Raw genomic sequence first — 13,432 nt, 5'->3', positions numbered from 1 at the left:
ATTCACTCACTTGTCCCGACCACGCCATGAGCTCCCTGATCTGCGGTTCCCTCGCTTACGACAACATCATGCAATACGAGGGCCGTTTCGCTGAAGCCCTGCTGGCTGACCAGTTGCACAAGGTCAACGTCTCCTTCCTGGTGCCCACCATGCGCCGCGAGTTCGGCGGCTGTGCCGGCAACATCGCCTACAACCTCAAGCTGCTGGGTGGCGAACCGATCGTGATGGCCACCGTCGGTCTGGACAGCGCACCCTACATGGAGCGTTTTGCCGCCCTGGACATCTCGACCCGATGCGTGCGCCAGATCGAATCCTCCTTCACCGCGCAGTGCTTCATCACCACCGACGCCGACAGCAACCAGATCACCGCTTTCCACCCGGGTGCCATGACCTGGTCGCACGAGAACAAGGTCGCTGACGCCGGTGCGGTCAAGTTCGCCATCGTCGCGCCCGATGGCCGTGACGGCATGCTGCAGCACGCACAGCAGGCGGCTGAACTGAAGATCCCGCTGATCTTCGATCCGGGCCAGGGCATGCCGATGTTCGATGGCAATGACCTCAAGAACTTCATCGACCTGGCGACCTATGTCGCGGTCAATGACTACGAAGCCGAACTGCTGACCGCGCGCACCGGGCTGTCGCTGGCGCAGATTGCTGAACGCGTCACGGCCCTGGTGGTCACACGCGGCGAGCTGGGTGCCGACATCTTCGTGGACGGCAAGCACCACGCCATCCCCTGCGTGAAGGCCGACAAGATCGCCGATCCGACCGGCTGCGGCGATGCCTTCCGCGCCGGCATGCTGTTCGGCCTGACCGAAGGCTATGACTGGGAAACCACCGGCCGCCTGGCCAGCCTGATGGGTTCCATCAAGATCGCTTCGCAAGGTCCGCAGAACCATGCGCCGTCCAAGGCGGAGATTGAAGAGCGCTTCCACAAGGCCTTCGGCTATCGCTTCGGCTGATGGGCTTCCCTGCCGTTGACGCGCAGCGACTCATGCGCGATGCCGGCTTCCTGCATCATCAAGGAGATTCGCCATGCTGAACCCTTCCTCGTTTTCCCTCACGGCCGATGCGGCCGCGCGCCTGCGCCGCTGGTGTGGTGCCTCGCTCCTGCTGGGGGCAGTGCTGTGTTCTCAGGGTGCAGTGGCCGCTCTCAAGCCGGGCGACAAGGCCCCCGAGTTCTCCGCACCGAGTTCGCTGGGCGGACAAGTGTCGACCTTCTCGCTGTCGGAAGCGCTGAAGAAAGGTCCGGTGGTGCTGTACTTCTATCCGGCCGCCTTCACCTCCGGCTGCACCATCGAAGCGCACCTGTTTGCGGAAGCCGTGGATCGCTACAAGGCGCTGGGGGCCACCGTCATCGGCGTGTCGGGCGACAACATCGAAACCCTCAACAAGTTCTCGGTCAGCGAATGCCGCAGCAAGTTCGCGGTGGCGGCCGATGTCGACAAGAAGATCATGAAGGCCTATGACGCGCAGTTCATGAAGGTCACCGGCTATGCCAGCCGTACCTCCTACGTCATCACGCCGGACCATGCGATCCTCTACGAGTACACCGACATGAATCCGGAAAAGCATGTGGAGAACACCATGCAGGCACTGGAGCAGTGGTCGGCCAGGCAGAAGCGCTGATTGCCTTGTTGCCGCGTGCAGATGAAAAAAGAGCCGGATGTCCGGCTCTTTTCACGTGGAGGCAAACCCGGCGGTCTGGTCAGAATCCGCCGAAGAGCAGGCCACTGACCACGCGTACCGCGATCTGCAGCAGGATCAGCAGGACCAGCGGCGACAGGTCCACGCCGCCCAGGGGCGGGATGATCCTGCGCAGCGGACGCAGCAGCGGATCGTTCAGGGCCCGCACGAAGGGGGCCAGCGGTGCGTGCGGATTGACCCAGCTGAAGACGGCCTCGATGATCAGCGTGGCCATGAAGCCGTAGCAGATCCATTCAAAGAAGCGCTCCAGTGCCACCAGGAAGATGAGCTTGAAGTCGAAACCGCTCTGAAAGCCCAGGATGGCGATGATGGACAGCAGCACGATGAGGAAGGCCCCCAGCAGGCTGGCCCAGTCATGGCGGCCGCCCGGCATCACCCGGCGCAGCGGCAGCACCAGCCAGTCCGAGAGCTGGTAGACGAATTGACCCACCGATTGCGGCGGACGTACGCGCACTACCTGCATCCAGAAGCGCAGCAGCAGGACGCCGGCCAGGATGCTGGCGACGGCGTTGACGATCATCGTGAAAATACTATGCAGCACAGGGATCTCCATCAGTGAGAGGCAGGGCACATACTAGTGGGCAAGCGGTCGCTGCGCAATCGCTGTCTGCTGCGTGCTGCGTGCTGCCCGCGGCGAGGTGGTCGCGCAGGCAAGCGTTAGCGCCGCGTGCGAGCACACCTGAGCTTTCATATATTGTGCCATTGTGCCGGAATGCCAGAGCAGAGATACAGTCCTTCATCATCGTCGGGAGCGGCGGTGCGGGAGCGGCAAGGCCCTTCCCGCAGGCATAAAAAAACCGCTGCATGGCGCAATGCCATACAGCGGCCTTCAGTCTGAGGGGATCAGACTAGACGCACGCCGATCTTACGGACGGCCAGCGCCGGTCGGGAACGGCCATGCAGCGGCCGGGTTCAGCACGGTCTTGGCGGCCGGTGCTGCGGCGGCGGCTGCCGGCTTGGCGGCTGCCTTCTTCGGAGCGGCGGCCTTCTTGGCGGCTGCCTTCGGTGCTGCAGCTGCCTTGGGCGCTGCGGCCTTCGGTGCGGCTACCTTCTTGGCGGCGGCCTTGGGAGCAGCTGCCTTCGGTGCTGCAACCTTCTTGGCTGCTGCGGCCTTGGGAGCGGCTGCCTTCGGAGCAGCTGCCTTCTTGGCGGCGGCCTTCGGCGCTGCGACCTTCTTTGCTGCTGCCTTCGGTGCAGCAACCTTCTTCGCTGCGGCTGCCTTCGGAGCAGCTGCCTTCTTGGCGGCGGCCTTCGGCGCTGCAACCTTCTTGGCTGCTGTCTTCGGAGCTGCAACCTTCTTCGCTGCTGCCTTCGGAGCGGCTGCCTTCTTGGCGGCGGCCTTCGGCGCTGCAACCTTCTTGGCTGCTGCCTTCGGTGCTGCAACCTTCTTTGCTGCGGCTGCCTTCGGAGCTGCGGTCTTCTTGGCTGCTGCCTTCGGAGCTGCAACCTTCTTCGCTGCGGCGGCCTTCGGAGCTGCGGTCTTCTTGGCTGCTGCCTTCGGAGCTGCAACCTTCTTCGCTGCGGCTGCCTTCGGAGCTGCGGTCTTCTTTGCGGCTGCCTTCGGGGCTGCAACCTTCTTCGCTGCTGCCTTCGGAGCGGCTGCCTTCTTGGCAGCTGCCGGCTTGGCGGCGGCCTTGGCCACGGTCTTCTTGGCGGCTGCGGCCTTGGGCGCGGCTACCTTCTTGGTGGTTTCCTTGGCGGCTGCCGCCTTCTTTGCCGCCGGCTTCTTCGCCGCGGTCTTCTTTGCTGCTGTTGCCATTTTGTTTCTCCTTCTTCACGTGAATGGAAAAAATCAAGCTTGATATAAGCAACCCGCACGCGACATCGCGATGACGCGGGCGAGCTATTCATCGGCACAAGCCGCCTGTGGCTTGCGCTAATGAATTCGGCACCAGCTGAACTGCTGCATCCCCTCACCTATGCAGCGCTTCAGCTATCTTGGCGACGCCCCTCCGGTAGTGCCCGCGCAATGGCGCAGGAAGATGCGACTACGGGAGCAGGCGCGACACCAAAAAAAACGCCAGCGTGTTCAAACGCTAGCGTCGGAATCGCGTTCCTGAAAAACCTTGGTGTTTTTCAAAGGAAAAGCCGCCTGACCCGACAAGATGGGGTTAAGCGGCGATAACAGAGAAGATTGATTCGGTCTCTGACTGTTCATTAATTTGGCGTAGGCCTTTTCCGTTTCAGCAGCCGGGCATCTTGCAAGCTACCCGGCTCCTGTTGTGCATCATGTCTCGATGAAGAGAACTTCAAGACTGCACATCATTCCCAACTCAGTGCGCCCCCGGTTTGGTATTCGATGACACGGGTCTCAAAGAAGTTGCGCTCCTTCTTCAAGTCGATCATCTCGCTCATCCACGGGAACGGATTTTCTTCTTGTGCGAACAGCGGGTCCAATCCGATTTGCTGTGCGCGGCGGTTTGCGATGAATCGCAGGTAGCCCTTGAACATGGTAGCGTTCAACCCGAGCACGCCTCGCGGCATTGTATCCTCTGCGTAACGATATTCCAACTCCACCGCGCGTAAAAACAACGATTTGATTTCGTCGCGGAACTCCGGAGTCCACAGGTGCGGGTTCTCCATCTTCACGGTGTTGATCAGGTCGATGCCGAAGTTGCAGTGCATCGATTCGTCACGCAGGATGTACTGGTACTGCTCGGCCGCGCCCATCATCTTGTTCTGGCGACCCAGTGCCAGGATCTGCGTGAAGCCCACGTAGAAGAACAGCCCTTCCATGATGCACGCGAAGACGATCAGCGACTTCAGCAGCTCCTGGTCATTCTCCATCGTGCCGGTCTTGAACTCGGGATCGGTCAGCGTATCGATGAAGGGAATCAGGAACTCGTCCTTGTCGCGGATCGATGCGACCTCGTGATACGCATTGAAGATCTCGGCTTCATCCAGGCCCAGCGATTCGACGATGTACTGGTAGGCGTGGGTGTGGATCGCTTCTTCAAAAGCCTGGCGCAGCAGGTACTGGCGGCACTCCGGTGCGGTGATGTGGCGATAGGTGCCCAGCACGATGTTGTTGGCGGCCAGCGAGTCGGCGGTGACGAAGAAGCCCAGGTTGCGCTTGACCAGACGGCGCTCGTCTTCGGTCAGGCCGTTCGGGTTCTTCCACAGCTCGATGTCGCGCTGCATGTTGATCTCTTGCGGCATCCAGTGGTTGGCGCAGCCGGCCAGGTACTTGTCCCAGGCCCACTTGTACTTGAAGGGCACCAGCTGGTTGACGTCGGTGTGGCCGTTGATGATGCGCTTGTCGGCAGCATTGACGCGGCGGGTGGTGTCGACCTGCTCGCTGTTGCCGGCCATCAGTGCCGGGTTCAGCGCAGCATTGGACTGGCCGAAGGCCGGTTGCAGTTGCGGCTGCAGGTTGGGGGTGCGCGGCGCCTGGGCCGGTTGCTTGACTTCATCATCCCAAGAAAGCATCTGTGGTTCCTCTTTACTTTATCGGTAGCTGCCGGCGAGGTCGCATGACCATGGCGCGGCGGGTGTCTATCAGGTGACAACGGCGCATCCGGTGAAGTTCACCGCGATGCGCCGGCTAGGGTGGGCAGGACTTGGGGCAGTGTTGCTGCCGTCATCTCGGATGACCTTGGATCATCCTCATCAGCAGGCCGTCCCGGCCCTGCCCGGATTGCTTACTGGCAGGCCTCGCACTCTTCGAAGCCCGGATCGCCCGGACGCATGGTGCAGACCGGACCATCGGCTTCGATCGAAGCACCCGGGGTCGGCATCACGTAGGCAGCCGAGGCAGCAGCCGCCGAAGCGATCGGTGCGGCCGGCACGGCCGTACCGGAAGCCGAGGCCATGGCACCGGCGCCGCCATCAACGGCCACGGCGTTCAGTGCACCAGCACGGGAAGTCGACTTCTCGGTGTGGGTCGCGCCGATGGTGCGCAGGTAGTAGGTGGTCTTGAGGCCACGCAGCCACGCCAGCTTGTAGGTCTCGTCCAGGCGCTTGCCGGAAGCACCGGCCATGTAGATGTTCAAGGACTGGGCCTGGTCGATCCACTTCTGGCGACGCGAGGCGGCTTCCACCAGCCAGGACGGATCCACTTCGAAGGCGGTGGCGTAGATGTCGCGCAGGTCTTGCGGGATGCGGTCGATCTTGGCCAGGCTGCCGTCGAAATACTTGAGGTCGGCGACCATGACTTCGTCCCACAGGCCACGGGCCTTCAGGTCGCGCACCAGGTACTCGTTGATCTCGGTGAATTCGCCCGACAGGTTCGACTTCACGTACAGGTTCTGGTAGGTCGGCTCGATGCAAGCAGACACGCCGATGATGTTGGAGATGGTCGCCGTCGGGGCGATGGCCACGCAGTTCGAATTGCGCATGCCGTGTTCGGCGATGCGTGCACGCAGGGCGGCCCAGTCCAGGGTCTCGGTGCTGTCGGTTTCCAGGTAGCCGCCGCGTTCTTGCGCCAGCAGCTTCAGGGAATCTTGCGGCAGGATGCCGCGATCCCACAGCGAACCGCGGTAGGAAGCGTAACGGCCGCGCTCTTCGGCCAGTTCGGTCGAAGCCATGTAGGCGTAGTAGCAGACGGCTTCCATGGAGCGGTCGGCGAATTCGACGGCGTCCATCGAGGCGTACGGCACGCGCTTGATGTGCAGGCAGTCCTGGAAGCCCATGATGCCCATGCCCACCGGACGGTGGCGCAGGTTGGAATCACGTGCCTTCTTGACGGCGTAGTAGTTGATGTCGATGACGTTGTCCAGCATGCGCATGGCGGTGCGGATGGTCTTTTGCAGCTTGGCATGGTCCAGCTCGCCATTGACCAGGTGCGCCGGCAGGTTCACCGAACCCAGGTTGCAGACCGCGATCTCGCTCTCGTTGGTGTTCAAGGTGATCTCGGTGCACAGGTTGGAGCTGTGCACCACGCCCACGTGTTGCTGCGGCGAACGGATGTTGCAAGGATCCTTGAAGGTGATCCACGGGTGGCCGGTTTCGAACAGCATCGACAGCATCTTGCGCCACAGGTCGTTGGCTTGCACCTTCTTGAAGAGCTTCAGCTCGCCACGAGCGGCCTTGGCTTCATAGGCGGTGTAGGCTTCTTCGAAGGCACGGCCGAACTTGTCGTGCAGGTCCGGGGTGTCGGAGGGCGAGAAGAGGGTCCACTCGCCCTTTTCCATCACGCGCTTCATGAACAGGTCGGGAATCCAGTTCGCGGTGTTCATGTCGTGGGTGCGGCGGCGGTCGTCGCCGGTGTTCTTGCGCAGTTCGAGGAATTCCTCGATGTCCATGTGCCAGGTTTCCAGGTAGGCGCAGACCGCGCCCTTGCGCTTGCCGCCCTGGTTGACCGCCACGGCGGTATCGTTGACCACCTTCAGGAAGGGGACCACGCCTTGCGACTTGCCGTTGGTGCCCTTGATGTGCGCACCCAGGGCACGCACCGGGGTCCAGTCATTGCCCAGGCCGCCGGCGAACTTGGCCAGCAGGGCGTTTTCCTTGATGGCTTCGTAGATGCCGTCGAGGTCGTCGGCCACCGTGGTCAGGTAGCAGGAAGACAGCTGCGAACGCTGGGTACCCGAGTTGAACAGGGTCGGGGTCGAGCTCATGAAGTCGAACGAGGACAGCAGGTCGTAGAACTCGATGGCGCGGGTTTCGCGGTCGATTTCGTTCAGTGCCAGGCCCATCGCCACACGCATGTAGAACGCCTGGGGCATCTCGATGCGGGTGCCGCCGATGTGCAGGAAATAACGGTCATACAGGGTCTGCAGGCCGATGTAGCCGAACTGCAGGTCGCGCTCGGGCTTGATGGCGGCAGCCAGCTTGGCCAGGTCGAACTGGGCCAGCTTGGTGTCGAGCAGCTCGGCTTCGATACCCTTCTTCACGTATTGCGGGAAGTATTCCAGGTACTCGGCCGGGGCGTCCGCCTGGGCCACTTCCTTGCCGAAGACTTCCTTGCGGATGGTGTGCATCAGCAGGCGCGAAGTCACCTGGCTGTAAGCAGGGTCCTTTTCCATCAGCGCGCGGGCAGCCAGGATGGCGGACTTGTACAGCTCTTCGACGGGCACGCCGTCGTACAGGTTCTTGACGGTTTCGGACAGGATGGCGTCGGCATCGACGTGCGATTCCAGGCCGACGCAGGCAGCGGCGATCAGGGAACGGACTTCGTTGATGTCCAGCGGACGGCTCTGGCCGTCTTCGGTCACGTGCAGTTGCGGTGCGGCCACTTCGGTCTTGGTGGCGGCGCCTTGCTGGGCTCGCTCTTCCATGCGCTTGGCACGGTACAGCACGTAGGCACGGGCGACGTCATGCTCGCCCGAACGCATCAGGGCCAGCTCGACCTGATCCTGAATATCTTCAATATGGAAGGTGCCACCGGTGGGCTGGCGGCGCACCAGCGCCGACACCACGTTGGTGGTCAGTTGCTCGACCATCTCGCGCACGCGCGCCGAAGCGGCACCCTGGCCACCGTTGACGGCCAGGAAGGCCTTGGTCACGGCGATGGAAATCTTGGAGGGCTCGAAACCGACCACCGCGCCATTGCGGCGGATGATGCGGTATTCGCCCAGGCCAGCGGTCTGGGACACGATGGCCTGGCCTTCAGCGGAACCTTCCAGCTCGGCAGAGGTGCCGAACGGAGCGGGCGATTTGACGGAAATTTCTTGGGTTGAGCGCACTTAGCCTCCTGGGGTACATGGGGCAGATGGCCGGGGGTTGCCACCTGCGTTGCTAATAACTTCATCCGGGCCCCGAACGGCAAAGGACCCGCGAACGGCGGAAGCGTCCCACAATGACTGTCCCTTGCGTGGACATTCATGCTGACGCAAAACTGCTTGAAACTGATGTGTGGAACGGAATTAAAAGAAGGAGAACCGGGGGCGTTGTCGTACTTGGTTACTGCCTCGCGGGTCTTGCACCTTCTGAAGCACTGCCTGAAACGGGCCCACCGTGGATGAAGACCCGATACCAACAACAAGTTCAACTGAACACTACATCTAGTATCAAAACATCGAATGGGACTAATTCTAGTAGCGGGTCCGGGCGGATGCAACCGCTATTTAGAGAATTTTTCTGCTGCTCAAGCTTGACTTTTGTGAAGGCCAACGGGGAAGCGCAATTGCGCCGCGTTAACGATTTTCACCATTTTGTTGTGATAGCCGTCCCAGTCGAAGAAGGGTCCGGGGTCGGTCTTGCGCACCGGCGCGATGTGTTCGTGGCCAGCCACGGCGGTCAATCCGTAGCGCGTTACCAGGGCCTGGGAGAGCTGCACCAACGTCTCATATTGGGCTTCGGTGAAGGGTTCAAAGTCGGTCCCTTCCAGCTCGATGCCGATGGAAAAATCATTGCAGCGCTCGCGCCCCTCGAAGCTGGACACGCCCGCATGCCAGGCGCGGCGATGGGCCGGGACGAACTGCACCACTTCGCCATCACGGCGGATCAGGAAGTGGGCGGAGACGCGCAGGGGACGCAACTGGTCGAAATAGGGATGCGCGTCAAAGTCGAGCCGGTTGCAGAACAGGTCTGCGATATGGGGGCCGCCGAATTCACCGGGCGGCAGGCTGATGTTGTGGATCACCAGCAGCTCGGCAGCCACGCCTTCGGGACGTTCGTCGCAATTGGGCGAGGGTTCGCGGCGGGCGTGATCGCACCAGCCGTCGCCATCGATGATCCAGGCGCCGGGGTCAGAGAAGACAGCGTCCATGCTCAGAAGGAAGCCAGGCGGCGATGCTCTTCGCAGCAGTAGTGCGCGCCGGAGGCGTGAACCACCGCCTCGGAGGACGGGAAGTGGATGCCGCAATGGGCGCACTGCACCATGGTCTCGACATTGCTGTCGCCACGGCGGCGAAAGCGCGAGGGCTTGGGCCGCGGCATGCCGGGCTCGGGCTCACCGGCGGCAGAGTTGCCGTCGGCGGCACGGTCGCTGCCGGCCAGCATGGATTTCTTGGCGCGCTGGAACCACACCACCACGGCCAGCAGGACCACCAGCCAAATCAGATATTTCATGTCAGAACCCGATGCAGCACGACTTCAAGAACGAACCGGCTGCCCACATAAGCCAATAAAAGGATGGCGAACCCGGCCAGCGTGAAGCTCAGCGCGGTCCGCCCCCGCCATCCCTGCCAGCGACGGCCGGCCAGGAGCAGGCCGAACAGCAGCCAGGACAGCATGGTGAAGACCGTCTTGTGGTCCCACTTGAATGGTGTCCCGAACAACTGCTCGGAGAAGACGACACCCGATAGCACCGTCAGCGTCAGCAAGGTGAAGCCGAAGGCGATCAGGCGGAACAGCAGTTTTTCCATGGTCAGCAGCGCCGGCAGTCGATCCAGCGCCAGCCCGAACCAGCCCGACTGGGCAGCCGGACCGGGCCGGGTATGCAGGCGCGACTCCTGCAGCACCATCAGCACCGCATGGAAGGCGGCGATGGTGAGCGTGCTGTAGGCCAGGATGGAGATGGCGATGTGCGCCAGGAACCAGTCGGACTTGCCGGCCAGCGCCACCATGTTGCCGGGGAAGGCGCTGGGCAGCACCACCGCTACAGCTGCCACCGGCAAGACCAGCACGCGCATGCTGTCGAGCGAGAAATTGCGATTTTCCAGCCAGTAGGCCGCCACCGAGATCCACAGCGTGGACGACAGCATGACCGCAAAGCCCACCCGCAACGCGTCGGGCGCGAACATGTCCGACAGCAGCGCCCCGCCATGCAGCATCCAGCCGGCCACGATGCCCGCCGAAATCGGCACGCGCCGCTCCGAAGGCATGAAGGCGCAGCCCAGATAGAGCAGCGCAGCCAGGATGAAAAAATAAGTTTGCATCACCCGAGTTTACACTATCTCGGCCCCCGGCCCGCTTGCGCCCGGTCAGCCGGCGCGCGAATCGGGCCCGCCAAATGCGACACGGCAGGGCTTGCCTGCCGTGTCGGGCACATCACTATAGAGAGCTGCAGCCACGTCAGTCGACCGCCGCCGCCTTCATCTCCGCATTGTGATGGCGCTGCTGCTCTTCCATCACCAGCTGGCCCAGTTCGCGTTTCAAGGCATTGAACTCGGGGTCCGCCGGATCGCGCAGGCGCGGCAGGTTCACCAGCATGTCGCGCTTGACCGTGCCCGGGCGGTAGGTCATGACCACGATGCGGTCAGCCAGGTAGATGGCCTCCTCGATGCTGTGGGTGACGAAGACGATGGTCTTCCTGAACTCGTCCCAGATGCGCAGCAGCTCATCCTGCAGGTTGCGGCGGGTCAGCGCATCGAGGGCACCGAAGGGCTCGTCCATGAGCATGATGGGCGAATCCAGCGCCAGCACCCGGGCGATGGCCACCCGCTGGCGCATGCCGCCCGAGAGATCCTTGGGGAAGCGGGTGCGGAAGTCGATCAGACCCAGCTTGTCCAGCAATTGCGTGACGCGCTGGTGGATCTCGGCCTTGGGCGTTCCCTTGATCTCCAGTCCGAAGGCCACGTTCTGTTCCACCGTCATCCAGGGGAAGAGCGCGTATTCCTGGAACACCATGCCGCGATCCGGTCCCGGCTCGGTGACCACCTTGTCGCCGGTGAGGATCTGGCCGGACGATGGCAGGGCAAACCCGGCGATGGCGTTCAGGAGCGTGGACTTGCCGCAGCCGGAAGGGCCCAGCAGGCAGACGAACTGGCCGTCCGGGATATCGAAATGGATGTCCTTGAGGGCCACGACCTCGCGGTCATCGGTCTTGAAGACCTTGTGCACATTCTGTATACGAATGCGCGGAGAAGCATTTGTCTGGTTCATCTCAGTTCTCCAGCCCGCGATGCCAGCGCAGCATGTAATTGTTGAGGCGGCTCATGCCCAGGTCGATCGCCAGGCCCAGGAGGCCGATGGTGATCATGCCGGCGATGATCTTGTCCGACCAGAAATATTCACGTGCCTCCATGATGCGGAAGCCCAGGCCATTGCTCACCGCAATCATCTCGGCCACGATCACCACGATGAAGGCAGTCCCGATGCCGATGCGCACGCCCGAGAGGATGTAAGGCACCGCCGCCGGCAGCATCACCCGCAGGAACAGCGTGGACTGGCTCGCCCCCAGATTGCGGGCCGCGCGCAGGTAGATGCTGTCGACCTGGCGTACCCCGGCGATGGTATTCATCAGCACCGGGAAGAACGCCCCCAGCGAGATCAGGAACAGCGCCGGCGGATTGCCCAGCCCGAACCAGAGGATGGCCAACGGGATGTAGGCAATCGGCGGAATCGGACGGATCACCTGCACCGTCAGATTCATGAGCCCATAGATGCGCTGGCTGGAGCCCATCAGCAAGCCCAGCGGCAGGGCCAGCCCGGCACCGATCAGGAAGCCTGCCACCACCCGGTACAGGCTGCCGATGGCATCCATGATCAGTTCGCCCGAAAAGGCCCAGGCCAGCCAACTGCCGGCCTCGGGCTCATAGGGCTTGAGCGGGGTGGCGTATTCCACCCATTTCTTCAGGACCGCCCAGGGCGAAGGCAGGATCTGCGGATTGATCCAGCCAGCCCGGGACGCGCCCTCCCACAGCGCGATCACGACGATCGGCACCAGCAGCCCCTGCAGGAAGCTGCCCTTGTTGTTCTTTCCCATCGAGATTCCCCCGTCTTACTTCAGGTTCATGCTCTTCTTGGCCTGCTCCAGCAGATCGGTCTTCACCCAATCCTTGGCCACCGGCGGCTTGGCCATCTTGCCGGTACCGTACTTGGCCATGGTGTCGGTGGTGACCTGGATGTGCTCGGCCGTGATGTCGTAGGCGTAGGGCGAGTTGCCGATGGCGTCGTAGAAGTCTTCCTTGGTGATCTGGTTCTTGAAGATCACTTCACGCACGTACTTTTCGGCCACTTCCGGCTTGTCGATGAAGGTCTTGGTCGCCTCCAGGAAGCAGCGCATGAACTTCTCGGCCAGCGGACGCTTCTCGGTGTAGAACTTCTCGGTCATCACCATGGTGCGATAGGGCTCGCCGATCGGTGTGTCATACGGTTTCATCACTTCCACGCCGAAGCCCTTGTTGATGGCCTGCGAGGATTGCGGCTCGCTCTGCATCATGGCGTTGATGTTCTTGCCCAGCAGGGCCTGGTTCAGGTCGGCGAAGGCCAGATAGACGATGGTGACATCCTTGGCCGTCAGGCCGTTCTGGCCCAATTCGGCATCCAGCAGCACTTCATGGATGCCGCCCCGGGTGACGCCCACCTTCTTGCCCTTGAGGTCCTTGACCGACTTGATACCGGAGTCCTTGCCCGCCACCAGGCGTGCGCCGCCCTTGGCGAAACCGGCCACCACATAGATCGGCGCACCGTTGGCCCGGCCCGAAATGGCGGCCTCGGAGGCGGTCGTGCCCACATCGAGCTCACCGGCCAGGATGCCCTGCATCACATCCGGGCCCTTGGCGAAGACTTTTTCGTCGACCTTGATGCCACACTTGGGGGCGATCTCCTTGATGTAGGACACCGCGCCATAGTGGGCGAACTTCAGGTTGCCCAGGCGGATGACGTCGTCTGCCGCGTGGCTGGTGGCCGAGAAACCGGCAGTGGCCAGCAGGGCCAGCGCGATCCATTGTTTTGTTTTTTGCTTTTGCATTTCCACTCTCCTCTTGTGTGTATCGTTGTTGATACGGCGCGCCGGCGGCAGTCGTGCAGGCCGGCAGTCTCGATGGCGTTGGCCCGTGCTGCGTGGCAGGGGCCTTGATTATTCTGTGCGCTTGGAAATTCAGCGCCCATGTATACACAAAGAGCGCAAGCCGTACAAGCTGTTAATTTTACGTAGCGCCCCCATCTGCGCCGCAAG

12 protein-coding genes are annotated in these 13,432 nt (G+C 62.2%); 2 read left to right on the top strand and 10 right to left on the bottom strand.

The window, feature by feature from the left end:
- Window positions 1-26 precede the first annotated feature (26 nt).
- Both JOD78_RS09765 and JOD78_RS09760 read left to right on the top strand, forming a co-directional pair.
- Window positions 27-962, top strand: a complete 936-nt coding sequence (locus JOD78_RS09765) for a carbohydrate kinase family protein (RefSeq protein ID WP_034333773.1) — start codon at window positions 27-29, stop codon at window positions 960-962.
- Between the two features lie 73 nt (window positions 963-1,035).
- Complete coding sequence (locus tag JOD78_RS09760) at window positions 1,036-1,629, top strand: peroxiredoxin (protein ID WP_209568198.1); 594 nt, start codon at window positions 1,036-1,038, stop codon at window positions 1,627-1,629.
- Window positions 1,630-1,708: 79 nt separating this feature from the next.
- Here JOD78_RS09760 and JOD78_RS09755 read toward each other — a convergent pair whose 3' ends face one another.
- The 10 genes from JOD78_RS09755 to JOD78_RS09710 form a co-directional block, all read right to left on the bottom strand.
- Complete coding sequence (locus tag JOD78_RS09755; protein ID WP_121042598.1) at window positions 1,709-2,248, bottom strand: YggT family protein; 540 nt, start codon at window positions 2,246-2,248, stop codon at window positions 1,709-1,711.
- Between the two features lie 324 nt (window positions 2,249-2,572).
- The gene (locus JOD78_RS09750) at window positions 2,573-3,466 is read right to left on the bottom strand and encodes a histone H1-like repetitive region-containing protein (protein WP_204726174.1); all 894 of its coding nucleotides are present in this window, start codon (window positions 3,464-3,466) and stop codon (window positions 2,573-2,575) included.
- Between the two features lie 503 nt (window positions 3,467-3,969).
- Window positions 3,970-5,136 carry a ribonucleotide-diphosphate reductase subunit beta gene (locus tag JOD78_RS09745; RefSeq protein ID WP_209568201.1) on the bottom strand — a complete coding sequence of 389 codons (1,167 nt, stop codon included), beginning with the start codon at window positions 5,134-5,136 and terminating at the stop codon, window positions 3,970-3,972.
- A gap of 212 nt (window positions 5,137-5,348) precedes the next feature.
- The gene (locus JOD78_RS09740; RefSeq protein WP_134221192.1) at window positions 5,349-8,333 is read right to left on the bottom strand and encodes a ribonucleoside-diphosphate reductase subunit alpha; all 2,985 of its coding nucleotides are present in this window, start codon (window positions 8,331-8,333) and stop codon (window positions 5,349-5,351) included.
- A 401-nt stretch (window positions 8,334-8,734) separates the two neighbouring features.
- Window positions 8,735-9,358, bottom strand: coding sequence for a 1,6-anhydro-N-acetylmuramyl-L-alanine amidase AmpD (ampD, locus tag JOD78_RS09735; protein ID WP_209568203.1), 624 nt, complete (start codon window positions 9,356-9,358; stop codon window positions 8,735-8,737).
- Between the two features lie 2 nt (window positions 9,359-9,360).
- On the bottom strand, window positions 9,361-9,660 hold the full coding sequence (locus JOD78_RS09730; protein WP_209568205.1) for a PP0621 family protein: 300 nt from the start codon (window positions 9,658-9,660) through the stop codon (window positions 9,361-9,363).
- Window positions 9,657-10,469, bottom strand: a complete 813-nt coding sequence (ccsA, locus tag JOD78_RS09725; RefSeq protein WP_204726176.1) for a cytochrome c biogenesis protein CcsA — start codon at window positions 10,467-10,469, stop codon at window positions 9,657-9,659. Before ccsA ends, JOD78_RS09730 begins: the two co-directional genes overlap by 4 nt.
- Window positions 10,470-10,605: 136 nt before the next feature.
- Complete coding sequence (locus JOD78_RS09720; RefSeq protein ID WP_034334689.1) at window positions 10,606-11,415, bottom strand: ABC transporter ATP-binding protein; 810 nt, start codon at window positions 11,413-11,415, stop codon at window positions 10,606-10,608.
- 1 nt (window position 11,416) lies between these two features.
- Window positions 11,417-12,238 carry an ABC transporter permease gene (locus JOD78_RS09715; RefSeq protein ID WP_134135672.1) on the bottom strand — a complete coding sequence of 274 codons (822 nt, stop codon included), beginning with the start codon at window positions 12,236-12,238 and terminating at the stop codon, window positions 11,417-11,419.
- A 15-nt stretch (window positions 12,239-12,253) separates the two neighbouring features.
- The gene (locus JOD78_RS09710; protein WP_209568207.1) at window positions 12,254-13,225 is read right to left on the bottom strand and encodes an ABC transporter substrate-binding protein; all 972 of its coding nucleotides are present in this window, start codon (window positions 13,223-13,225) and stop codon (window positions 12,254-12,256) included.
- Window positions 13,226-13,432: the final 207 nt, after the last annotated feature.

It is taken from the genome of Herbaspirillum sp. 1130 (genome assembly GCF_017833835.1).
Lineage (GTDB): Bacteria > Pseudomonadota > Gammaproteobacteria > Burkholderiales > Burkholderiaceae_D > Herbaspirillum > Herbaspirillum huttiense.
This window is presented reverse-complemented; position numbering and strand designations above follow the sequence as displayed.